This is a genomic window from Amycolatopsis sp. NPDC000009 (genome assembly GCF_055563465.1).
Window position 1 is genome coordinate 686,145 of sequence record NZ_JBVHDI010000003.1, and the last position, 24,884, is coordinate 711,028.

The 24,884-nt window shown below is 64.4% G+C and carries 12 protein-coding genes and 1 pseudogene; 3 read left to right on the forward strand and 10 right to left on the reverse strand.

Translation table 11 applies throughout. The features are described 5' to 3' along the window. Nucleotides 1–169: 169 nt before the first annotated feature. The 6 genes from ACZ3HL_RS12985 to ACZ3HL_RS13010 all read right to left on the reverse strand — a co-directional run bounded on the left by ACZ3HL_RS12985 (nt 170) and on the right by ACZ3HL_RS13010 (nt 15,640). Complete coding sequence (locus ACZ3HL_RS12985) at nt 170–2,578, reverse strand: ATP-binding protein (protein ID WP_465530876.1); 2,409 nt, start codon at nt 2,576–2,578, stop codon at nt 170–172. Then, a complete protein-coding gene (locus ACZ3HL_RS12990) occupies nt 2,575–5,742 on the reverse strand; it encodes a phospholipase D-like domain-containing protein (RefSeq protein WP_465530878.1) in 3,168 nt (1,055 codons plus the stop codon). Before ACZ3HL_RS12990 ends, ACZ3HL_RS12985 begins: the two co-directional genes overlap by 4 nt. Next, the gene (locus tag ACZ3HL_RS12995; protein WP_465530880.1) at nt 5,739–9,326 is read right to left on the reverse strand and encodes an AAA domain-containing protein; all 3,588 of its coding nucleotides are present in this window, start codon (nt 9,324–9,326) and stop codon (nt 5,739–5,741) included. Before ACZ3HL_RS12995 ends, ACZ3HL_RS12990 begins: the two co-directional genes overlap by 4 nt. After that, nucleotides 9,326–13,045, reverse strand: a complete 3,720-nt coding sequence (locus tag ACZ3HL_RS13000) for an AAA family ATPase (RefSeq protein WP_465530882.1) — start codon at nt 13,043–13,045, stop codon at nt 9,326–9,328. Before ACZ3HL_RS13000 ends, ACZ3HL_RS12995 begins: the two co-directional genes overlap by 1 nt. 7 nt (nt 13,046–13,052) lie before the next feature. Continuing rightward, complete coding sequence (locus tag ACZ3HL_RS13005; RefSeq protein ID WP_465530883.1) at nt 13,053–14,516, reverse strand: lipase/acyltransferase domain-containing protein; 1,464 nt, start codon at nt 14,514–14,516, stop codon at nt 13,053–13,055. 306 nt (nt 14,517–14,822) lie between these two features. Then, nucleotides 14,823–15,640 (reverse strand): IS5 family transposase gene (locus ACZ3HL_RS13010; RefSeq protein WP_465530885.1). Its coding sequence is split into 2 segments (ribosomal slippage): nt 14,823–15,292 and nt 15,292–15,640, totalling 819 coding nucleotides; the frame shifts between segments, so codons are not numbered across the junction. A gap of 124 nt (nt 15,641–15,764) precedes the next feature. Here ACZ3HL_RS13010 and ACZ3HL_RS13015 point away from each other — a divergent pair. Beyond that, nucleotides 15,765–16,584: pseudogene (locus ACZ3HL_RS13015) on the forward strand (IS5 family transposase). A 245-nt stretch (nt 16,585–16,829) separates the two neighbouring features. Here ACZ3HL_RS13015 and ACZ3HL_RS13020 read toward each other — a convergent pair. Further along, nucleotides 16,830–17,177: a hypothetical protein gene (locus tag ACZ3HL_RS13020; protein ID WP_465530887.1), complete on the reverse strand. Its 348-nt coding sequence runs from the start codon at nt 17,175–17,177 to the stop codon at nt 16,830–16,832. Nucleotides 17,178–17,572: 395 nt separating this feature from the next. Between ACZ3HL_RS13020 and ACZ3HL_RS13025 the strand changes: the two genes are divergently transcribed. Together ACZ3HL_RS13025 and ACZ3HL_RS13030 are read left to right on the forward strand one after the other, a co-directional pair. Next, on the forward strand, nt 17,573–18,037 hold the full coding sequence (locus ACZ3HL_RS13025; RefSeq protein ID WP_465530889.1) for an AbrB/MazE/SpoVT family DNA-binding domain-containing protein: 465 nt from the start codon (nt 17,573–17,575) through the stop codon (nt 18,035–18,037). After that, entirely contained in the window at nt 18,034–19,071 is a 1,038-nt protein-coding gene (locus ACZ3HL_RS13030; protein WP_465530891.1) for a tyrosine-type recombinase/integrase, read from the forward strand. Before ACZ3HL_RS13025 ends, ACZ3HL_RS13030 begins: the two co-directional genes overlap by 4 nt. Before the next feature lie 96 nt (nt 19,072–19,167). Here ACZ3HL_RS13030 and ACZ3HL_RS13035 read toward each other — a convergent pair whose 3' ends face one another. The 3 genes from ACZ3HL_RS13035 to ACZ3HL_RS13045 form a co-directional block, all read right to left on the reverse strand. After that, nucleotides 19,168–22,869 (reverse strand): KAP family P-loop NTPase fold protein, encoded by a 3,702-nt coding sequence (locus tag ACZ3HL_RS13035; RefSeq protein ID WP_465530893.1) that lies wholly within the window; start codon nt 22,867–22,869, stop codon nt 19,168–19,170. A gap of 440 nt (nt 22,870–23,309) precedes the next feature. Next, nucleotides 23,310–24,338: a tyrosine-type recombinase/integrase gene (locus tag ACZ3HL_RS13040; RefSeq protein ID WP_465530895.1), complete on the reverse strand. Its 1,029-nt coding sequence runs from the start codon at nt 24,336–24,338 to the stop codon at nt 23,310–23,312. Next, a complete protein-coding gene (locus ACZ3HL_RS13045) occupies nt 24,335–24,871 on the reverse strand; it encodes a hypothetical protein (protein ID WP_465530897.1) in 537 nt (178 codons plus the stop codon). The genes ACZ3HL_RS13040 and ACZ3HL_RS13045 overlap by 4 nt, the downstream gene beginning before the upstream one ends. Nucleotides 24,872–24,884 lie beyond the last annotated feature (13 nt).

Sequence of the window (24,884 nt, forward strand, 5' to 3'; positions counted from 1 at the left end):
CCCCTCCTGCCCACCGTAGCCCAGATGGATCTTGGCGAACGGATCGTCTCGCGAGCGATCAGCAGGGTGATCATCTGGTTCAGCCGCAGACGGTCTTCCGCGGCCGAACAACTCAGGTAGTCACACCACACTCCGTCTCAGCCTTGAACGGACCCCGTTGATCACACGTCTAGGACTCCTCTGCCGGCAATATCACTCTCACAGCGGCACCCGGCAGTGTCGGATGTGGTGTGTCGGTTACCTCCATGTCTGCCTCGACCACCGAGTTCGAGTAGCGCCGCAACAGCTGGCGAGCCCTGTACAAGCCGAAACCGCGCCCAACTCCTCGGGTGGTCACTCCCTTTCCGAAAATCCGGCGGCCACTCACCGAGGCAGCCAGCCCCGGGCCGTTGTCCCGCACCTCGACCAGGACCTCAGGGGTGTTGATCACCACCATCATCATGACGATCCAACCGCCGTCACCGGGCATCGCCTCCGCAGCATTGTCCAGCACCTCGTACATCGCTGCCTGGAACACCGCGATCGGCACAGCGACTCGCACCACAGAGGGACAACGCAGGTCGATGTGTACGTTCGGGTACTCGCCGCGCCACTGCTCGACCAGATCCGCGAGCACTTCCGGAACGCTGGTGGATGCTGGGGGTATGGCGGCCCACTCATCCTCGGCGAGTTCCTGCCGCATCGCGGTAGCCAAGGCTGCCAGTTTCTCCGGCTCCGCTGCCTCTCGCTCCGCTTCAGCAAATGCGGCGTAGGAAGGTATGATGGCAAACCTGTTGCGGTGCCACGCGGTCAGCGCACTCGGCGTCGGCTCGGCAACGTCCTGCGCAGCATAGGCCGCCATCTGATCGAGTGCGCGGATCAACCTACTCTCGGCCTCGCTGCGAAGCACTCGCACAGCACCGGCGAGCGGCACCACGAGTTCGTCTCCCGCTTCCAGCCGGCTGAGCAGTCCGTTCGCCAGAAGTACGTCGACGCCGCCGTCCACGCTCTTCCGCGACTCACCGTCTTCCGAGACTATGTCGACGCACTCGAGAAGTTTCTCCCGATTCACCGTTCCCGTGTCGTCGTCACAGCTGGCCAGCGCCGCCCACCACGCAGCTCTGGCTTCTGGTGGGCCGCATCGCGCCAGGAGGACTTCGCGCAACGCCTCGTGGAGCGCCAGTTCGTTGCGCCACAAGGCATCTCTAGAGTTCCAGAGGTCCCGGCTCGTGTCTTGTGAGTAACGCAACGCGACCCTCAGGAGTGAGGCGTCCGCACCCGCGCACTGCTCCATCTCGAACGCGGCGGCAGCGGTACCCCGCAGCGACAGGTGCACGATCCATCGAAGCGTCAACCAGCGGGAACTGGCGTCATCGCCGAGAATCCGATCGAGATCCTCCGCCCTGTCCCCGATCAGGGCGTCGACCGGCCACTGGGGAGCCACCAGGCGCAACAGGCCCGCCGCGCGATCACTGGGCAGCACCAACAGCCTGAGCAGGTCCTGCAGCGAGAGCACCGCCGTCGAGTGACGGTCAGTATACCCGTCTGGCGTGAGATCAGGCCCCACCGCTATGTGCGGCTGTATCGACCGCAGCGACGACGGCACCTCGGTGGTGCCGGGGCCGGCGACGTACAGATCGACCTTGCCGTTCGGGTGCAGGCGTGACAGGTGGTCGGCCGCGAACACTCCCTCCAGCACGGCCATGTACCCACCGTCGGACGGCACGGCGGTGCTCCGAGGGTGAGCCACCCCGAGGAACGCGTCGAGGGCCCTGGCGAACTCGCCCGCTGCCTTCGCCGCCTGATGCGTGCCAAGCTGCTGGTACGCGGCGAGCGCCTGCCGTGCGTCCTTCCCCGACGGCTTCCACCTGTCGAGCTCCGGCGGGCGGCCCCTCCCTGAGTTGAGGTGGTATCCGAGCATCTCCTCGGGTGACCACCGCCCCGTCCAGGGTGGGAGCGCCAGAGCGGCTTCGGGGATCGGAGCGCCCACCGGTTCCCGATCCAGCCTGGCGCGGACGGCAACCAGTTCCCCGGCCTCGAGAAGTGCCAGCAACTGCTTCGATGCGAACTGCGCTGCGTCGGCGCCGGCCGAACGCGCCTGTTCCGCGATCCGGTCACGTAGGACCTCCGTCGCCTCCCCGACCTGCTGCTCGAAGCGCCACCACGCGGGCTTCAGCAACTGGTCCGCCGCCACCGCGCGAAACCGTGCGTATTGCAGAACCTCGGTGAGGTTCGGCTTGTCAAACGGCAAGCCTGCGGCCTCCGCGCGACGCACGAACTCGTTGACGGACTGGCGCAACGTCGCAGCCTTCTGCTCCCGCGCCGACGCCAGCCTTAGGGCAAGCTCCGGCGAGACCTTCCAGGCCACATCGGGCCACTGCCCCAGCAGATGCTCCGCCGCGGCGAACTCACCACGGTTCAGTAGATCGTCGAACGTCGCGTGCGGGGACATGCCTCCCGCCCCGCCGAGCACAGCTCTGCCGAGCGTTTCCGCGTCCGGCGACGGCGCGTCCGCGAAGTCGTTCAGAGCGACGAGCAGGTCAGGAAAACGCAGCCTGCCCGGCCACGTCCTGAGCAGATCCAGGTCGAGCTCGGTCATCGCATCTCCCTACCAATCGCCGGCATCGAGCTGAATCGGCGCAACAAAGCGTTCGTCGCATGACCGACCGGCTCGCCGAGCGCGCCGGCCTCGGATTCGAGCCGATGCCATTCCAACTCGAGGAAGCGCGCGAAGTCGCGTTGACCGGCAGCCAGCACGGGATGGGCCTCATGGTCGTCGACGACGAGGGCCAACTGGCGTGCCTCACTCACGTAGCGATCGACTCTCCGGGCGTAGGTGAGGTGATGCTTCCAAGCGACCGGCTGGATCTTGAGTTGTCTCAACGCCAACTCGTTCATGTAGACGCGGGCCTCCTTGGGCAACGTGGCCGCGAGTCGCGCCTGTTCTTCTTCGCCGATCTCGTTCCGCGCGATGCTCAGCACGTGCGACATGACCTCGTCCGGCATGAACATCTGCCTGTGCAGCTTCCGGCCGGAACCGAAGTTGAAGTGGTTCTCGCCTCTCTGGAACGCCTCGACCTCGTCGCGGAGGTCCTCTCTGCGCTGCCGGACGTCGGCGTGGAACGCTTGCTTCCGCGCCCACTCGTCGATGTCTGTGAGCGGCAGCGGGGCGCCGGTGGCCCTGAAGCAGTTCGCGGCCTCCTCCGCCAGGCGGCACCACGCGAGCGGGAAATCGTCACGATAGCGGCTGTCTCCCAGGACCACGAGGTCGTAGACCTCGAGCCCGCTCTCCGCGCCGTGCAGGAGCATCTCCGCGACGACGCCGAGAAGAAGAGTGAGACGTCCTGCGGGCGGCCCCTCAGCGAGCTCCACCGCGAAATCGTATAGCTTCTCGCCGAGCGGCCCGTGTTCGAGCGGAATCGCGGCGGCGGCCTGAGCGGCAGGCAGTTCCGGAACGCGGATCACAGACGCGAGCAACCCCGCTTCCACGAACGCCCGCCGTTCCCATGCCTCGAACAGCAGCCACCTACTCCAGTACTCGCGCCGCTGCCCGCTATCAGACTGCCCGGCCAGCAGGATCGCCGCTTCGCGACGAAGCTTCTCCACGGGTGCCCCAGCGGCCCGCCGATCGTCGAGCACCGTCCACGGATCGTCGTCGACTCTGGCCGCGGCCAAAGCCGGCAGCGGGGGGAGGAAGCAGGGCGCGTCCTCCTCTCCCTCCTGGAGGCCGAACCAGTCCCGGATGCCCATGTTCGCGCCGAACTCCGCCGTGAACATGGTGCTCACGACGTGCAACCCGATCTCCTCGAGGGGTTGTCCGTGCGTCGGGCGCGCCGACTTGTTGCCCACCGCGCCATGGCCGCCGACGACGAGTTCGTGGTCACGAATCACCGCTCGAGCTTTGCCTCGGGTGCCGCGGAACGTCCGCGCGGCGACGACTGCGCCGAGTACCTCACCGTACTTCCCGGCAGGCTGTCGCCCGTCGCGGAAGGGCGGGTGTTGCAAGTGGACGGTCACATTGCGGCTGATGGCCTCCTGAAGTACCTCCGCGAACTCCTTACCGCAGTTCTCGTTCTCCGCGTTGTCGTCGATAATCGCGAGCCGCTCGGCGCTTCCCGCGATCAGACGGTGCACGAGGTCGACGTAGTCGCCACCCCCGACCGCGCGCACAACAGGAGTACCTCGATAGACGTCTTCCACGGCCGCCAAGAGCTCTCTTAGCACCCGGCCCCAAAGGGCAGCCCACTTGGTGCGGTACGCGACCGCATCCTCGCGCCAACCTTTCTCCATCTCCGGCAGCCTCAACCGTCGCCACAACAGTGGCTCTGCCTCGTCCGGATCTGTCTGCTGTATACCGAAATCGCCGGGCAACACCGCGATTCGGCGCGCCGTCTCCCAGTCGGGATAGGCGTTTTTCGCCCATTTCAGCACGCCCAGAACGCATTCAGGTGCTTTCACGGAGCCTTCGCATGGACTGACCAGTACTCCGGCACCGCCGTCCTCCGACAGGATGCTTCGGGAGCCGACGTACATCTGCTTGTCGTCACATACGACCACCGACGTGGTACAGCGGCTGCTGTTCTGCTCGAGCAGGATCTGCCGTGGAAACTTGGCCTTGAGATTCAGCAACGCGATCCTGACCTTCCCGTCCAGCACGGCGGACGGGTGGTCTCCCCAGAGGAATACAAGCCGCTTGCCGGCCTCTGCCGCTGTCTCCAGCAGGGGCAGATTCTTGTTCAGGACGGAGTGGGAAATCCGCGGCACCGATAACACGATCTGCTGCTCGGCCTGCTCCACCAGGTAGGTCAAGGCCCAGTCGACGCCACGCCCTGGAGCCACGCACTCCACCGAGCATCTCGAACGTTCCGCCTCCTCGACATGGTTGAGCACGTCGATGACGATGGCGTGCAGCTCTTTGTGCCTGTCTTCGAGTCGATCCAGCTCGACCGCGCTCACATCGTCAGCGAGCTTCGCCAGTTCGACCATCTGCTCGCGGAGGTCGGCGGGCGGGGCGACAGCAGGAGCCTCCTGGTCCAGCAAACCGCGGACGAACCGGCTGTCGGGCCTGTCCCGCACCAGTTCCCTGACCCTGGACTGGAATCGCTGCGTTGCGCGCGTGTTCCATCCCGACGGGGGTTTGACCAGGGTCAAAGTCAGCTGGCTGGTCAGCTGGTCTCGCCCGAGCAGCACCTCGACCGACTTCCACTGGACAGCTTCCGGCGGGCTCAGCAAGGGATTCGCGAACGAGACCTTCAGTACCTGCCGTCGCAGGCCTCGGCCGCGTTCGACGCGCACGGCCTCTCTCACCGCTCTGAGCAACGAGTTCGGCGGGATGTCGCTGGCGTCGACGCCTCGGGACACCGGCATTTCGAGCGAACCGAACTGAGCTTTCTCCATCCCCGGCCGGTGGGGCATGATCGTTTCGGTCACTGGGTCGAAGAGGAACTTCGCCTTCTCCACCTTGGCCACCAGAGACTCGTCCTCGCCTCCGCCGCACGCGGCCAGTCCGGTGGACGTCGCCTCGAGCACATTCTTCGAGAAGTCGACCGCCAGCAGGCCGCGGCTCCATAAGCCGTGCACCACGTCGAGCATGAGCCTGTTGGGCAGTGAGAACAGTTGGGACAGGTCCCCAACCGTTGACCGCCCTTCGGCCACTGCTCGCAGGACCAGCCCTTCCAACGTGGAAGCGCCGTCCGCCTCGCCTAGTTCCACGTTCAGGGTGATAAGGCGGCACGGGACGGATATCAGCACCGATCTGGTCATTCGACGACCTCCCCGGTGGCGGCGTCGACGATCCGTCCCACTTCGCGGAAAGTGGTGATCACGGTGGCCCAGTCGGGACCGCCGTAGCGCTCGAAGTGAGCCAGATTGCCCACCACGACCATGAGCGTCTTCGCTCGTGACAGCATCACGTTGATCACTTCCGGACTGGCTGTGTGGCCCACGTTCTGCCGGACGTCACTACCTCGTACCGTGCTCCGCACGAGCGAGATGATGCCGATATTCGACTCACCGCCTTGAAACGAGTGCACCGTGTGCACTCTGTCCCCGAGAATGCTCTGCCCGAGTTTATCGACCTGCTGACGGTACGGCGTCAGAACAACGAGTCTGTCCGGGTCACGGTCGTCGCCGAGGTTCAGGTGGTCGACCAATGTCTTGATCAACACGACCTCTCCGGGGTTGTGCCACATGCCCTCGTCCTCGCAGCCCTCGTAACGTGACGTATCCAGCCACACGAGCGGCGCGCCTTCGAGATACCGCGGGGTAGTCAGGCCGTGAGCCCGATCGTCCCGCAGCCCGGGACCGGACTCGATTCCGTCGTAGAAGGCCCGGGCGAACGGCTCCGCCATGTCCGGGTGCATCCGGAACTGCGTGTCGAGCGAGTTGACGGGCAGCAGGTTCCCGCCGGCCGCGGTTTCGCCCTTCTTCGTGAAGAACCCTTCGAAGAGGCGGACGAACTCCTCATAGCCATCGCGTGCCTCGTAGTGCAGCGAGACCTGCTCGTGTTCGTAAGTCGACAGCTTCTCCAGGAACGCGTACATGTCCTGCGACCGGTGCGGACCAAGTTGCCGATGATCTCCGACAAGCGTCCAGCGTACCCCTCGCACGAGCGGGATGATGATCTCGGTCGGCCAGGCCTTCGCCGCTTCCTCCACGATCACCCAGTCGAAGATGCCAACGGAGTCACGGAAGTCGTCGGTCAGCGCTCCCGCGATCGAGCACGTCGCGAACACGACATCGGCGCTCGCACGCACCCGTTCGGTCAGCTCCAGCAACGTCTTCTCCGCGACACCGGCCCATCGACTCATGAGATTCGCCTCTTCCTCGGTGGTCGCTTCCGCGCAGCCGTTCTCCACTCGCTTCCGTGCGCGCTCGACCAAAGCCCGCGCCTGGCGCTCTGCGGTCATCCATCTCAGACCGTCGGGCAGGTCGTCCTCATCCTTGCTCCTCGCGAGCTCGCGCAGTACCAGCACCGACTGGTTCTCGACAGCGGGCCGGAGCAGCGCCACCACCTTGGCCGCTAACTGGTTCAGCGCATCGTTCGACTGGGCGCTCACCAGCACCCTGGCACCGTGCTCGGTCGTCAGGTACTTGTGCAACGCCCGTGAGACAACGGTGCTCTTTCCGGTTCCCGGTGGTCCTTGCAACGCGTAGAAGGGGTGCAGCCGGAGCATCTCACCGATGATTTCGTCCGCCTTACCCACGAGCTTCCTGGTGTTCGGCGGGAGCGGGATCTTGACCACTGGGTCACGTTTGTGCTGCAACTCGATCGATCGCGGTGACTTCAGAACCTTGGCGAGACCTCTCCGTTGCCGGAGGGAATCGACACCCGCACTCTCCCGGCGCAGCTGAACGTCCGTTCCGACGTCGCTCTCGACCCTCAGCCACCCCCTCGCCTGCGTCATCAGCCCCCCGCGCTTCGGCTTGACCACGATCGCGTTGTCGTCGAGTCGCTCGATAAGGGTGACCTCATAGGCGTCCCCGCCGAAGTAGGGAGAGGCCCGGTCGGCCCCGATCATCAGCAGGGGAGCACGGGACTCGTCCAGCAACTGTTCGGCGAACGCGCCCAGGGAGGGTCTGAGCCGTCCGCCATCGACCGACACGTAGGCGGCGAAAAGCGCGTCGCCGTGCTGCCGTGCCCGATCCTTCTCCTTATCGTGGACGAGCACGACTGCGCCATCTTTGCCTTCTCTCCGGTAGAAGGGGTACTGGCGGGCTTTGTGCATCAGGCCGCGGTACTGCAACGTGAATCTGGCTTGGCGCATCAGCGCCTCCACGTCACCGTCCTCCTGTGCCTGGTCTGTCGTCACGGCGTCTGTCAATGGTTTCCAGGACGGACGGCCGGCACGATGGTCGTCGATGGGGTCGCCCTCTCTGAACGGGATGAGATCCACCCGTCCGATGCGTCGCCGAGGGCGAATGGTGAGGATCTCCGGAGCGTGCCGCTTGTCAGTCAAGTACTTGATCACCAACGTGTCGTGGTGCGTTTCCCTGCGCCATCCCGAACTGGACGGCGTGTAGTGGAAATCGCAGAACCACACAGCCTGTTCACCGATCAGCACCCATCGCGCATCGCGCTGGCTAGCCTCGTTCGGGTTCGTCGCCTTCACCAGGCCGAACGCTCCACCGTGCGAGAGGACTAGCTCCGCGTTCCGCAACTCGTTCTGCAGGAAGGTGTGGAGTTCGGCGCAGCCCTCGGGAGTGTCCGGTGAATGGTCGATCCAGCCGCGGACCTTGTACAAGGTGTCGATCGAGCGTTCCGGCATGAAAGCGATGAGTTTCGTCTCGCTGTCGGCGGTCTCCGTCGTCAACGCGGTGCAGATGTCGGTCCAATGCCGCTGCAACTCACCGGATGCCTCGAAGGAGGTAGCGCGGTCGGCCGGTGCGGGATCGAGCATCGTCAGCAGGGTCGCACGCAGCGATCGCGGCATCTTCTGATCGTTGGCGAGCATCCGGCGCATCGCTCTGTGGAGATCGGACAACGCCGAAGGTTGCTGGTCCGGCGCAGCCGATTCGACCGCTCGGCACTCGTTCTCGAGCACGCGAGGCAAAGGGCCGACGAAGAGCTCCCATCCGAGCACGCCCAAGCCGAAAACATCCGTGCTTCCGTAGTCGAGCTGCCGGAACCCGACCTCGTGAAAAATGGGGGCGTGTCGCTCCGGTGGCAGATAGGCGAGGTGGTGCGCCGGGGCCAGATGGTAGGGAGGCTTCAGGTACAGGGCTTTCACGACCTCGTCGTATTCCTGTCTCCCCTCTTCACCGAAGACCGCGTGCAGCAGGTTGTTGATCAGTGCGCCGACTTCGAACCGTGCCAGCGAAAACGTCGTCCTGTCTGGCCTGCCCTCGACGTTCTTCACGCGGATTGCGCCGAGAGAGAGGTTCCGGTGCATGATTCTGGTCCCGTGCAGCTGGCACAGCGCGTCCACCAGAAGACTGAACTGTTCGAACGCAACCACCGGTTGAGCACGCGCCCACTTGGTCACCAAGTCTTCCCAGTCACGGGCGAACGGATACCCCTCGAACCTTGTCATCACGAACGCGACGCCCCTACTGCGATCGAACTTTCCCTCCTCGATCTGCGGAAGCGCGGGATGCCCAAGAACCTGCAGCCGCAGCAGACTGCGCACCTCGTGTTCCCACAGCTCCCCGCCTGCCTGTTCGAGTCCGAGGAAGAGCGTCACAGTCCGCACCTCGGCGATGTTCTGCCGGCCCCGCAGCGTAAGGTTCACCAACCTGTTCGGAATCACGACTTCGGGTTCGAACAACAACGCGTACTCGCCGTACTTCGAGTTCGGGCCGAGGAAGAGGTCGTCGAGAAGATCCCGCAATTCCTGGTCGTCGTCCATCATCGGTCTCCGATCTCTGATGAGCACGCGTAGCTCACGTCCAGCACGAGCACACCGTCATCAGTGGACACGGCCAGTCGCAGATCTCTCAGTGCCAACATTCCTCTGCATGGCGATCCCAGCTCGATTACTCGGAATTGCTCCCACCGCTCCGGGGCGATGCACCGCCACAGAACGACGCTGCCATTTCTGTCCGCTGTCGCGGCCACTCTCACCCGTTCCTCGTCCAAGATCAGAGGTACCTGCGCCGTCACACGCCGGCCGAGATCCACCTCCGCGTTTTCGACGATCGTGTTCACGTCGGCGTAAGACCTTGTCTCCACCTCTACCTCCGCCGCCAGGGCCCACTCCTCACCACTGATGGCATCGAGCACCGTCGTCGTGGGCCTACCTGCACTCTTCTCCACAATCACGAGTGCTTCATCGCCGTTCGCACCGACGTGGAGACCCATGTGCTCGGCAACCGGGTAGGGGCCGGCTTCGCCTATGGACCCGAGGGAAACCGCGGGATCCCAGAAGTGCACCCGCCGGTCACGCTCGACCGTCACCGCGACGACAGGGCCAACGTTGGGCCCACGCAGGACTGTCATTCCCCGGATCGCTCTCTTGCCCATGGACACGGCGGCGAGACATCCGTCGCCGGATGTCATCAGCAAGTCTCCATTAGTCCGGCCGAAGATCGGCAACGTCATTCCTGCGTCCACGAAAACGAGCAGGGTCTGTCCTTCCAGATTTCGCGGCAGGTCGTTCCGCTGCTCGCTCTCGACGTCCGGAATGATTCTGTCGTCGTCGAGCTTCCAGTACCCGGCGGCTCCATTCACGGCAGTCGTGACCAGGACCGTTCCCGCCGGTGTCGTGGCCGCGGCCATTCCAGACAGCAGACCGGAGAACTCCGTGACGGAAAGCAGGACAGGGCTCGCCCCGTCCGCACTCCACAGTCCGATGTGGCCAGCCCTCTGTGCTGTCACGAAAAGCCGCTCGCCGTCCCGTCCCGAGATCGGCACCACCGCGACGACCTCAGCGCTCGAAGCCGGTTCGTCCCGCTGGGGCGCGATCCCCGCTTCGTCGAGCAGAGCGACGTATCCGCCCTCACCCACGACCACGAACCGCGTGGGCTCGTCCTGCACTACCGCGACCGCCCTGACCAACTCACTGGATGTGTAGGTCCGTGGTTCTGCTCCTTCGTCCCCGACGTCCCACAACTGGATCTTCCGGTCTTCGTGGGCGACCGCGAGAAGAGCAGGTACGTCGTCATCGGTGTTGCCCCATGCTGCGATGGCGACGACCGCACTGGTGATGTCCCTCAGCACCTTGGTCGGGCAGTGTCGTCGCCATGGTTCCCACACCAGCACGGTGCCGTCGAGCGAGCCGGTCACCAGCCATCGGGCGGACTGGTTCGCCGCGACCGCGGAGACCGCGCCGTCGACACCTTCGAGTTGCAGATGGGGAGGCGTGCGACGCAGCCGACCCCAGCAGACCCGCCACGCCGCGTTCGCACCGGCTTCGTGAAGACGACCGGTGGCCCGTAGCCCTCCGAGTTGGCGGAGACCAGGACGATCGTCCCGCTGGGACGACTCGATAAGATGGGCGGAGGCGACCGTGCCCAGCACCTCGATGGGCAGGTCGATCTCGGCAGCCTCGGAGCTAGGCCTCGGGCTGAGCGCCAATGCGCTCAACGACGGCATAGGCAGCGCGTCCAGCACCACGGTATGCGCGGCTAGGGCCGCCCATCCCTTGGCCCCGCAGTCCGAGGCATACTCCGCGAGCCGTGACCGCAGATGCGGACTCAGCCGTTCCCCCAACCGAGCCTGGCGGGCAGCGAGGTCGAGCAGGGCGGCGAACACGCCGAAACGATCCTGCTCCTGATCACCTGATTCCAGGAGCAGGTCGGTGAAGCTGCGGTGTGCCAAGCGGTACACACTCCTGCGGTACTCGCCATCGACCATGATGTACCCCGCCGCACGATGGAGGAACAACGCGAGGTCGCCGTCGTCAACCCCGTACTCACCTGCTAGACCCGCCGCGGCCTTCACCCAGACTCCCTCCGCTCTGGGCAAGCCGCGACCGTGTCCGTACGTAAGGGCCTGCAAGAAGGCTTTGGCCTTGGGCATCTCCGCAGTGATGCGTGCGACCGCCGCGCCGAAGAGGCCGCTGGTGTTGCTCTCCAGCAGGTCGCTCAGAGACTCGTCCTCGAGGAGGATGGTCGTTCTCTCCTCGATCGCCTGGACCACCAGGGTCGCTTGGAGGAACTGCCACTTCCCGCTGCGTAGGTGCCATTCGACGCGGTCGGCGACCTTGCGCACGATCGCGGACAAGGCTTCGCCGGGAGCCAGATGCCGCTCCGCCAGCCGGCGCACGTGGTTCTCAGTGTACTCGCGTGCGCCGACCACATCCGGGCCCACCATCCACACTTCGGCGTGTCCGGTTCGCGACCCGAGCACCTCGAGCAGATCGGTCCCAGACACGGCGCCCGCTGCCGTCGCTCTGGTTCCCACCAGCAACTTGACGCCAGTCACTTCGGCCAGGTCTCGAAGCATCGACGCCACCTGAACCGGGTCCCTCGCCTCGTCCAGTGCGTCGGCGACGATCAGCCAATGCCCCTCCCGTGGGTTGTGGGCGAGAGCGGCACGAACAGCCTCGACGGACGTGGTGTCCCCGTCCCGCAGGCCCAGAGCGGACGCCAGCCGTCGCATGACGTCGTCCGGCGTACTTCCCGTCAGCGCCAGAACCACCACAGTCCTCGAAGGATGGCTATCAGGAGCACGACTGACTGCCTCGGCGAGCAACGCCGATTTACCCGCGCCTGCCGCACCCGTCACGATCAGCACGGGCGCGCTGTCCGAGCTCCTGGCCCAGCCGGCGATCCGCTGGAGGTCCGCGGCCCTGCCCGTGAACCGGGTGGTTGTTTCCAGGTGGTTGGCTCCGGCGGCGATCTGGCCCACCGGCATCGGCCGGGGCACGCCTCCCGCCTTCAACCGCTGCCGATCGGCGACGGTCATCGCCCCCGCGTCCCGGAGCTCGTCGGCGAGCACCAGCCGGAACTCAGTACCAGGGTCGACACCGAGGATCTGCGCGAAGAAGACTTCCCTATCACCGCACACGAGGTCGACGATGTCCCGCATCGTGAAGACCTGGTCGTGGTGGCTCAGAGACGCCAGGTAGTCCTCGAGTGCCTGGCGGAACTTGCCCAGATATCCCGGTCCGCTGGTTTCGCCGGAACCGACGAGGAGCAGCGCATGCCCGGAAGGCTTGTGGGTCCCTTGGAACAGGTTGGCGACATCACCGACGAAACTTCTGCCGTTACACGCTTCGATCATGACGATCGTCCATAGGTCGTCGCTGTTGTGCTGCCGGCGTCGCTGCTCCTCGTGGACGTGGTGCGCGAGCATCGCCGGCGTCACGTAGGCATTGCCCGGCGCCGGCCCAGTGCGCGGCACGTGCAACACAGCGCCAACGGTCCTGCTTTGGCCGTGGCCGAACCAGAGCAAGGCGGAAGAACGATCCGCACCGTCCTGTTTGGTGGACCACCGCGCCATTGCGGCGTCCGCACCGGAGAGTGATTCGATCAGCTCCGGCCCACCGTCGGGTGTGACCTGCACGCCGCCCATCCGGGCGAGCGCGGCCCCTGTCAGCTTGGCCTCATCGAGAGTTTCGGCGTGAGCGAAGTCCTCAACCGGTCCGACCGGAAGGGCGTGGACATTGAAAGTGTCAGCTGACATCCGCGCTTCACCGCTCCACAACCAGGATCAGCCGGTAGACGGGCTCCTTGCCACCCGTCACCTCGACCTCGTAGAGCCCTGGCGCATGCAGCACGATCCGCGCTGTTGCCGTGCCGTCGCCGGGCAGCAGTGGCGGATAGTGCTCGGCTCCGCTCCCGACTTCCCTGAGCACGCACGTGGGCAACGCTACGCCATCCCAGCCGCTCACTGTGACGGTGAACGCGTCTCCTGCTGGAGACCACTCGGGTACCTCCAGCCCGATTTCTCCTTCTCCAAGCATGTCTGGAAGCTGGTCGGGGTGGCTCAGTCCGCGCAGCATGCCCACCGCGAGTTCGACCACGGTACTGCTTCGAATGAGTGCGCTGTGGTCTTGGCGGATTTCGATGGGCTTGACTCCCGAATGAGAGCCGTACGCAGCGAACTGGTAGACGGTCCCGTCTCCTCGACGGTCTTCCCGTCTGGGCGCGCCTCCGGAATCTTTCAGAACGCGACCTCCATCGCGCACGTACATGTACTCCTGCCCGACCGCACCGGACTCCGTCATGCGATAGCTCTGCAACGTCCGATGCCCGTACCCCACCACCATGCTGTGCTCCGGTAGGAACCCGAGGTGGCGCTGCTGTTGCCTCCAGTCGAGCGAAGCCCGTGCCAGCTCTGCTTCGCCGCCCAGCGCGACGAAGTCCTGGTGTCCCGGCGCTCGCATGTCAGTGCCGTCGTCCAACGAACGGTAGGAAGGCAGAAGGTCGTACAACCCAGGCATGGTCGGTGCGACCTCCCTGAGCAGGTCCGGGTCGATCGGCACAGGTGCGCCAACGCCGGAGTTCAGCATCACCGCGGCCTTCACCGACCCCTGGAAGGGTGTTCCCGCCGTCAGCACCGCGCGAATGTCATCGCGCACGTCCTCGAATCGCAGAAGTTCCTGCACGAGAAGCCCTCCCATCGAGTGGGCGATAAACAGGAGTCGCGCGGGCACGGATTCCGGATTGCTCGTGCGATACGCACGATGGGCAGGATGGTTTCGCCATGCGTTCAGATGAGCGAGTGCCGCTAGGCGCAGCAGGGCACCGTTGTGTGCGACAGAGAGCCGCCAATCGTAGGGAAACACTGCCACCGCGTCCTTGTGCAACGCGTTGCGGCTTAAGCGCCGAACGACCTGGCCGTAGGGTTGCATTCCGCCGAGTCCCGGTAGCCAGTCCGCGACGTTCAACAGCTTAGTCGCCTTCACCCTGGTGAGCTGCCCAGCACGCTCCTCCTCGCTGACCGCGAGTCTGCGCAGCCGATCAGAATGCATGCGGATGCTGTACTTGAACAGCTCTCCCACACCCCACAGCGTCTCACCGGTATTCGCGTCTTCGAGCGCGCTACCCATGATTCCCGGCACAACGATCACAGCGTCGTGCAGCAGCCTCGTCGAAGCCGGTGAGCCAGTCTGATTGCGCGAAAACGGCGGCATGGCCAACTGATCGATCAAGACTTTTTGTTTGTTACACTGCGCTCGCCGGGAACACCAGCCAGCCAGAACACTCCCTGTGACCCGTTATCCACGACCAGCAATCAACCCACGACAGCTCTTGCCACGCTTACTCCGATCCAGTGGTGATCGCGGCCGTAAGTAACAAAGCTTTGTTCCCCCGCGACCCAGCAGGGAAGCCCAGCCCTGTGCAGCGCAGTAATTCCAACGCGAGTTAGGAAACTCTGAATCGAAGTCGCCCCTGATTCGCTGCCAATTCGTGATGCCACGGCTGACTCAGGGGAACCGTGCCACTTAGAGCGTGTCTCATGTGGCGTGTTTGCGGAGTTTCTTGTGGCAGGTGAGTGCTGCGGCGAGGAGGAGGAAGGCGAGGAAGTGTTCGGCTTTGCGTTCGTAGCGCAGGGTCAGGCGGCGGTATCCGGTGAACCAGGCCATGGTCCGCTCGATGACCCAGCGGTGTTTGCCGAGCTTGCCGGTGGATTCGATTCCTCTGCGGGCGATGCGGACCTTGATGCCGCGGCGAGCGATCCAGGCTCGGAGGTCGGGTTGGTCGTAGGCCTTGTCGGCGTGCAGCTTGGCGGGCTTGCGCCGCCGCGGGCCGCGCCGGGATCTGATCGCCGGCACCGCCATGCCCAGTGGTTTGAGCGCGCAGCTGTCGTGGGTGTGGGCCGCGGAGATCGCGACGGTCAGCGGGAGGCCGTCGCGGTCGGACAGGGCATGGATTTTCGAGCCGGGTTTGCCGCGGTCCACCGGGCTGGGTCCGGTCATGGATCCCCTTTTTTCGCGCGCACGCTTGCTCCGTCGACGATCGCGCGCGACCAGTCGATCAGGTCACGGCCGCCGAGTTCGTCCAGAACCGCGTGGTGCAACCGCCGCCACAGACCAGCTTCGGTCCACTGGCCGAAGCGGCGGTGCGCGGTCTGGAACGGTACCCCGAACGAAGGCGGCAAATCCCGCCAAGCACACCCGCTGCTCAGCGCATACACAATCGCCGTGAACACCGCGCGGGCGTCCAGCGGCGCCGTACCACCGCCCTGCGGGCGCGGCTCGAACGCCGGAATCAACGGCTCCGCCAATTCCCAGAGCTCATCCGGCACCAGCCGCAGCGACAACCGATCCACCACAGCCAAGATCATCGCTTACGGGCAACCGAACACCACGTAAGACACGCTCTTAGGGGTCGTAACAGAATGATCGTGGGTGTGGTTTGATGCTGTGTCTCGGTGATCGTCTGTGAGGGGTGGGCTGGTGGGGCAGCGGCGTCCGTGGGAGGTCGATGACGGTTTGTGGGAGCGGATTGAGCCGTTGTTGCCGCGGGTGGAGCGTCGGTTTCGGCATCCGGGGCGTAAGCGGTTGGATGATCGTAAGGCGTTGTGCGGGATCATGTTCGTGCTCTATACGGCGATCCCGTGGGAGTTCCTGCCGCAGGAGCTGGGCTATGGGTCGGGTATGACGTGCTGGCGTCGGTTGCGGGACTGGACCGAGGCCGGGGTGTGGCAGCGGCTGCATGAGCTGTTGCTGGCGGAGCTGAATGGGGCGGGCCAGCTGGATTGGTCGCGTGCGGCGGTGGACGGATCGCATGTGCGGGCGTTAAAAGGGGGCCGAAAACCGGCCCCAGCCCGGTCGATCGAGCCCGTACCGGGTCGAAACACCATGTGATCACCGACGGCACCGGGATCCCCTGGCGGCGACTCTGACCGGCGGGAACCGGCACGACGTCACCCAGCTGATGCCCTTGATCCACGCGATCCCGCCGGTGCGGGGGCGGCCCGGGCCACCGCGGCGGCGGCCACAACGGCTCTACGCCGACCGCGCCTACGACCACGACAAATACCGCCGTCTTGTCCGCGCCGCGGGAATCACACCTCTCATCGCCCGCCGAGGCCAAGAGCACGGCTCCGGCCTCGGCGTTCACCGCTGGGTCGTCGAGGGCGCCTTCGCCTTACTGCACTGGTTCCGGCGTCTACGCATCCGATGGGAGATCCGCGACGACATCCACGAAGCCTTCCTCACCCTCGGCTGCGCCATCATCTGCTGGCGCAGACTCAAAGCCCACTCAATCTGTTAGGACCCCTTAGTCGCCGCGCTCGCCGAGACATCGAACCACTTCATGATCGTCTCTACGACAAAGATTCCCGACCTTCGTCTCGGAGAGGTGTTTCGCCAACTCCTCGGCTCGGTGAAAGGTGACCTTCCGGTCGATCATCGCTCGCGTGGAGCCGCAGTCGACCGACAGCGCTCTGAGGGCGTGGCCGAATCGCTGAGAAGCAACAGAGCTGCTCGGCACGCACTGCGAGTCCGACCGGAGTTCGGCTATCTCAGCCGAATCGTCAACGACGACCGCATGTGGTCCACGGCTTGGTCGAGATCGGACTCGCGATCGAGCGCACTGAACCTCGCCTTATACAGCTCGACCATGTTCATGAGGATCGCTGGGACCATCGGATGCACGTCGTAGAGCACGTCCAGCACGTCCGACGCGAAACCGACTGCGTGCTGTCGGAGCGACTCGTCCCCGCTCGAATGCGCGGTTGCCAGGAATTCAGTGGCAAGAAAAGCGAAGTAGTGCTTGTCAAACTCCAGACTGATGAGACCGTCAGACGATCGCATCATCATCTTGGCCGCATGGACAATCTCCGCGCTTCCCTCACCCGCCGACATGGCCTTCGCTCGGCACCAGTGAAGTCCTCCGGCGAACTTGACAGTTCAAGAGAAAGTCCATCCGACAAGGAACCGCTGCCGTAAATCTTCGACACCATCAGGTCAACGGCTTGCGTCTGTGTTATCGGGGCAGTGTCGCCCGCCTCAACCTGTCTGATCCTGTGATTCAGCTCGGCGACAGCCTCGTCTGCCACGTAGACCTCCGAAACCTTGCGGTCAGTTCGGCACAAACTGAACGTCACGTTAGCCAGAGCCGTGTGGATAGTGAGCAGCTCCCCCCTCGGACACACTTTCGTGGCATCAGTGCTACGTATAACGTACAGGTGCTTCAACGCACTCCAACACCCTGAACTGGCATTATGCCGGGCCCCGTCATGCCTACGGCGGTGGTGGGCATGACCGGCGCTGTGATTGACCCGGTCGCTTTCCCGCCCACGCCTGCCCGGGGCGGGCGTTCCTCGATGGCCGCGTCGAACCGGCCGCTGCCGTTACCCATCGTCCCCACGCCGCGCACCGAGACCGCGGTGTACGGAATGGCGGCCGTGGACTGCCGAGGGCGGGTAGCCGACCGCACGATGTTCGCCGCGCTGGGCTGGGTAGCGGGCACACCGCTGGCCATCAGCGTCACCGACGGAACGCTGGTGATCGGCACCGACCCCTGCGGGGTGTTCGGCATGACCAGCCAGGGGCATCTTCGCCTTCCCGCGCACGTACGGCACTGCTGCGAACTGGGCCCTGGCGATCGCGTGCTGCTGGCCGCCTACCCCGAACGCGACCTGCTTCTGGTGCACCCACCGACGGTGCTCGACCTGCTGCTCGCCGACTGCCACGCAACGCTGCTGGGCGGTGATCCCGCATGACCACGGAACATCACCAGGGCGCGTCGGCGGACCGGGCCGCCGATCTCGACGCCGCCAGGCTGCTGCTGGCCCGGATGGGCGTCACCGCCGAAGACCTCATCAGCGAGCCGGTCACCCGGCCGCTGCTGCCGACCTTCGCCGAATACATCCCCGTCGTGTCGGACGCCGTTTCTGACGGCACCCGCCGCGTGTACACCTCGTATTGGAACCGGATCCTCGAACACTGGGGGCATCGCCGCTTGGACGAGCCGACGCCGTCGCAGATCAAACAACTCGTCGAGCACATCAAGACCAACGTTGTCGCCCGCCGCAATGCCCGCGGTGGGCGCAGCGCGGGCGAGCACCTGATCGCCGCCCTGCGCTGCCTGTACAAGCACGCCGAAGACGACGAACTCATCGACCCGGCCAATAACCCAGCCCGCAAGGTCGCCAAACCGTCACGCCTCCCGTCGACGCGCCGCGCGGTCGCAGGCGAGCGGCTGGCCGAGATCAACCACACCGCTGCCACCACCGGCAACGACCCGGCCCTCGACACCCTCCTGCTGCGGCTGCATACCGAAACAGCGTGCCGCCGCGGAGGGGCGCTCGCCCTACGGCCGCAGGATCTCGATCCAGCCCAGTGCCTGATCTTCCTCCGCGAAAAAGGCGAGACGGTGCGTTGGCAACCGGTCTCACCGACCTTGATGGCTCACCTGCAACAGCACGTACACGACCGTCACGCGCCACGCACCGGACAACTGCTGCGGTACCGCAACGGCCAGCCGATCACCAGCCGCCGCTATGACCACCTCTGGACCCGGCTGGGCAAGCACCTGCCCTGGGTAGCGACCCAGCAAATCTCCACCCACTGGCTGCGACACACGACCCTGACCTGGGTCGAGCGCAACTTCGGCTATGCCGTGGCTCGCGCCTACGCCGGACACAACGACCATGGCAGCGATGCCGGAACCACCACAACCTACGTCCGCGCCAGCATTAACGAAGTTGCCGCTGCACTGGCAACTCTCACTGAAGAACCGCACCCCCTTGCCTAAGGCTTGATCGCCGACAAAAGCAATTTTGTGAGTCCGATTCCAGCTAGCGACAAGACAGGAATCAAGCGCACCGAAATCAATTTCAGACTACTGGAGCTACGTCTTGGTGTAGTCCACTCGCCTCGTTCTGAAGAACCCCTTGGACGTGGAGTAACCGAGGCGAGGGAGCACTCGCAGCGCCTTGTCTTCGAGAGTCTTGTTGCCATCGACAGCCGCCTTGAGCCGCTGCCCAAGTGCTCCCTTCACGCCGTGGGGCAAGGGGTCGCCGAGGCTGTCAAGGGCGGTAAGGGCAAGGTCTACAGCGCTGGCGTTCCGGCCATTCTCAGTATGGAGATCGATGAGGCCGTAGACGACTGTCTCGAGAAGCCTCTTCCGTGCCGCCATATCGTGAACGTCTGCCTTTACCCACAGCTCTACGACAGCTTGGCGTTGGCTGTTGTTCGTTGTTCGCGAGAAACGGTCACAGAGAAGGCTGGCAACCTCGCCGTCGTCAGCGGCCGCGAGGCCAATCGTCCGTAGAGTGAGATCGGCGGGAACTTCGGAGTCGGGTTGTGCAAGGTAGCGGTCCAAAAAGGCACGCCGTTGGGCGGGCGTCCAGGTCAGTTGAGTTTGCAGTGCCGCGTCGGCGAACTCAGTCGATACCACGCCCTTGGACAACAGTCGGTCGAGGACTAGCGCAAGATCATCGGCATCGGGCCTGCTTAGGCTAGCCCACCGTGTTGCGGCGTCGGAAGCCTGATCTGCGTAGTTGTCCACAATGTTGGCAACGGCCTGAGCGGTCGGAAGCCCTTTCAATGCTGTTGCCGAGCGTCCAGTGCCCGTGGCGAGTATGAGTGGAAGTTCGGCATGGCCAAGGTCGTCCAGCCACGGACTGCTCGCCGCTTCGCTGAGGATGCCATTCAGTACCTCATCATTGATCGATCCAGCCCGGGCGGCTAGAGCCGTGGCTCCATTTACGGCGACGTACTGGTACATAGCATGGTCGTGGTTCACCGGGCTCAGCGATTGAGCGAGCGTTTCTCGGAGCGTGGAAATAACAGCCTCGGCAACGAGCGAGTCATCAACGAACCCGCGGGTGGCGAACAGCTCCGTGTGTGCAAGGAGCAGTTGGCGTGCGGATGCTTCGTCGGCGTCAGAGACGAGAGGCTGAAGTTTCTCGAGGACTTTTGAGGTGAGGCTCGGCCGGCGATCCGTTGGAAGAGCATCAACCAGCGGAGTGATCGCCTCAATGGCGGCATTCGTCTCCGATAATGGCGGCTGCAGCGACCACAACTTGAGTACCAGACGGTCGAGCAACGCAGCGTGGAGAGTATGGATCGCGTGTTGGGCTACTCCTTCCAACCAGGCGGGCCAACGAGCGGCCTTCCGGCGATGGGTGGCGCGGAGCATTGCTGTTACGAGTTCTGGCTCTGCAGCGGGTTCGCTCCGGCGGATGAGATTCTCCGCGGCGTCCCGTGCCTCTTGAACGTCGATCTCGAGCAAGAGGCGTAGTGTCTCGTGCTGCACTGGCGTCTCGCGTGGACCGGCTTCTTCTGCAAGCGAAGCGAGCAGAGCCCTCGGGTCGTAGGGCCTACCTTCCGACTCCGAGGCAGATGCTTTGGATGTAGCGGTTGCAGCCGCTGCGGTGGAGGTGGTTTCCTTCTGGGCCTCGGTCCAGGCATCGTGAGCTTTGATGGCAGCGTTAGCCCGCTCGGCGACGGGGGCGCGAAGGGCTGCCAGCAACTGCACCACGTTATCGTCTGGAGCCGAGAAAATGGCGCTCAGCCTGCTGGTTCCAACCTCGGAGACCAGCGACGACGAGAGGTAAGCCGTCATTTCCGTAGGCGCAGCACGTAGGGCAACCAGTGCGTCAGCGATCAGGAAGTCCGTCGACATCTTCGAATCGGGTGCGACGGCAACCGCGACCACGCGGCTGCGCAGGGCAGCCGCACCAGCCTCGGATCCAGCTTTGGCGAGCGCCCACGCGCTGACTATCGTGTCCTGGTCGAGAACGCCAGCGGCGTCGTCGTGTAGTACACAGATAGCCTCGACAACGGCATCGACCACGTTATCGATACGAAGGTCAGGTATTGCTTCGTTTAACAGAAGGAACGAGCGGGCAGTGTTCGGCCCAGCAAGCCCGCTGCCAGTCCGAATCTGCTGAGAAAGAAGTTGGAGGACGCCTTCGTGCTCCGTTTCGCTCAGCCCGGCGACCCGACGCTGAAGGGTCTGGATGTCCCCGTCCTCTGCCGCTTGTTCGAGTGCGAGCGCGAGTTCACCGTCGAGCCCGAAGACGGTCCCGCTGCTCTGCATGTAGATCAGGTTTCGCGACGGCCCAACAATCTGCCTTGTGCGGCTCAGGTAGTTGAGCAGCTGCCTATTGTGAGCCCGAGCAGTCGAAGTCGTCTGCTGGGCATCTGTCTCTTCGTTGGCTTCTTCACCAGAGGCCAGGACCGTGGCAGGAGCAGCACCGTCGAGCGCGTAGGCACGTGCTAGCTCCTGCACCCGGTCTGAGACGCTGGACGGGAACTTGGTCCCCTCGTCTCGTACAAGTTGGAGCACCAGGCTTGGCAGTTTCGGATCCACTTCCAGGTGCCGAGCGAATAGAGGGAACTCGACGCGCAGACAGACAAGTCGCGCGATCGCAGCCGCGCTATCGCGTGGATTCTCCGACAGCAGGCCGCTCCGATGCCGCTCCTCCGCGAGGCGATAAGTAAGTGCGAACGTGTTTAGTAGGTGCTTGACGCGCCGGGGGCTGGCCACATGGGTCGGGATCAGCACAGAGAGTACGTACTCGGTTTTGATCTCGCCCCAGACTCCGCCACGACTGCCGACAAGCGTGTTCGCGTAGTTGCTGACACTCTGAGTCAACAGCGGCGGAAGACTGACTTGGTACTGGAATACCTTGTCGAGGTAGGCACTGCCGGTACTGTAGTAGGGATTCGCATCGTTGGCGGGCGTCTCCTGCTTCGCGGCCCGCGTGAGTGCTTCCTCGAGGACATTCTGGTCCGCCGCGATGATAAAGACGCATCGCTCGATGCCCAGGAACGTGCGTACCGTGTCCAAGGTCGCGACAACCTCGGTAGCCGAGCATCGATCAAGCTCGTCAACGAACACAACCAGGCGTTTCGCGCCTGTGTCGGAGACGAGGTCACGAAAGAGTTGTTCGAACTGTTCGTCGCTCTCCGGCTTGGCGAGGCTACGGTCAACGCTGAAAGTTTTGCTTGCCAAGGCGATTAAGGCTGCAAGCAGGGTTGCAGGAAGAAGGCCCGCAAGAACGGCTTGCTTTGACAGGGAACGAAACGACGGCCAGAAGTCTTCCTGCTGAAGCCCGGCGACGACCGCGACGATGACACCTAAGATAAGCGTCAGACCGCCCATGAGGAGCGTGAAGACCCAAAGCAGTTTCCCGACGGTCGCCGGGGGAACACTAATATCTGTCTTCGTACGCCCGCTGTAGAGGTCGGCGTGGTACTTGCTGTCATTGCGGCCCAGGCCCTTGGCGACGGCGCTGATGAAGTTGCGGCGGAGAGGAACGTCGGCGTACTTGAACGCGTCGAAGCGAACGAATCGCACACCGTTCTTGCGGTCAATCCGAGATTGGAGCAGGTTGGCGATACCGCTCTTACCCGAGCCCCAGGGTCCATAGAGTGCGATGTTCGAGGGCGTGCGGACCGAGTTCACTAGAGCCGCAAGTTGGTCCACCATCCCCTCGTGGGAGAGTCGGTCATCCTCGACAGCAGTAAGTTCCCGGTCGTCGACGAGGTCATCGGGATGGAGGTTGACTGCTTCGGCCTTCCCAGTCGCTTCTCGTGACATGTAGCCCGCTCCTCAGTAGCTTGTTGAGGCGCAGCCTCTTACCCAATGATGCCCCACGGACGGGTTCGATGGATGGACGTTGGGCCCGTGTCGCGCCAGGTCAAGGCCCTGAGGGCCGCGCCCCTGCCCAAATAGGCGGGTCGGCAGTGTAGCCGCCAACGCTGGCCATCCAGTTCTACCGACGACCCACTGATCACGCGCTAGGCTCAAACAGCGCTCGTGGTCGCTTGTTCGTGAAAGCCGCCGCTGAATGCGTCTGATCCCTCTGGCGTGCGGTCCACATAACCACCGGGCATCAGCTGTGGAAGACGACCTTGTCGGCCAGCATGCTGCGTTCGGCGCCTTGCACCGAGAGTGCTCCGCGGGGACAAGCCCGTCCCTCGCGATCGTCAACGACGGCCGCAGTAATACCAAGCTTGTCCCGATACAAAAGACCGTCCTTAGAGACCAGTCCCACTCGCTGGAGCGAGCGGATGTAGCTCTCCGGTCAGCGCGGCGAGCGCGCCGGCGACTTCGTGTACGTCGGCCCGGACGTAGGTCGACGTCGTTCCCGCGTCGCTCTTGCCGTCGTGCCCGGCGTAGGCGCGGGCGACCGCGTAACCGAAGTTGCGTTCGACCCAGGTGAGGGTGGTGTGCCGGAGCCAGTGGGTGCTGACTTGCTGGGTGGCAACCCAAGGGAGCTGTTTCCCGATGCGTTGCCACAGATGGTCGTAGCGCCTCGCGCTGATCGGCTGCCCGTCGCGGTAGCGCAGAAGTTGCGCTGACGAGTCACCGTCTCCTCGCTGTTCCTGGTGGTTGATCAAGTGGCGCATCAGTGTGGGCGAGACCGGCTGCCAGCGCACGGTTTCGCCCTTCTCCAGTAGCCGGACGAGGCACTGGTCCGGATCTAAGTCTTGTCTCCGGAGAGCGAGGGCGCCACCGCGGCGGCATGCGGTTTCAGTGTGCAGGCGCAACAGGAGCAGGTCGAGTTCGGGATCGTTGCCGGTAGTTCCCGCGGCGTGGTTGATTTCAGCCAGTCGAGCGTCGGGTATGGCTCGCCGGGTGCTGGCCAGTCTTCGCGGCTTGGCGACCCGCTTGGCGGGATTGTCGTTCTCGCTCAGCAGTTCGTCGGCAATGGCGTGCTGGTACAGGCAGCGCAGGGAGGCGATCAGGTGCTCGGCTGCGGTGCGTCCGCCTCGTGAGTTCTTGCGGACCACGACCTGGTGCCTGACGTCTTCTGCCAGTTGCTTGATCTCCAGTGGGGTGGGCTCGTCAATGCGTCGATCTCCCCACACCTCCACAACCCGCCGCCAGTACGTGTTGTAGACGCGACGGGTTCCGGCGGGAACGGCGGCGGAGACACGATTGACGTAGTCACGAATAAGCGGCATCGGCTGACGTGCGGCGGAGGGTGCGGCGAGAAGTTCTTCGGGCGTTACTCCGAGCCGAGCGAGCAGAAGGCGGGCCGCGCTGATCTCCGCGTCGTTCATCGCACATCCCGATGGCGCAAGGTCTTGTGGTAGGCCAGCAAGCTGGCTTCGACGGACGAAGCTGGGTAGGCAGCCAGGAGGTCACGGTCCGGTGATGCCGCGACGAGCAGACGAGCGCCGGTACCGAGGCGGCAGGCATGGCGGACTGGCGCGGGTAGTCGGAGGTGGCCTTGGCGGGTTACGGCATCCGGTCCGGCGGACCGTGTAGCAACGATGACCGCGCGGCCCACGATCGTGATGTTGATCGTGCAGTCTGGAGACCAGCCGAGGACACGTAGGGGCGACCGGTCTGCCAGTCGTCCACGACTGTCGATCGTCGTCACGACGAAGTAGAGCGTGCCGTTCTGAGTGGGTTCGAGCAGCGTCGCAACAGGAAGATTCTTGGCTTGCTGGCTTGTCTGCGGAGTGCCAGCCGACATCGTCGACAGAATGTAGTCCTCGACGGACAGAGGTCCCTCATCCTTCGCGCACATCATGAGTCCTTCATGGATGGTTGGATCGGCCGGGCGTCCCGTTCCGGGGAGCTCATACACGGCTGAGGGGTAA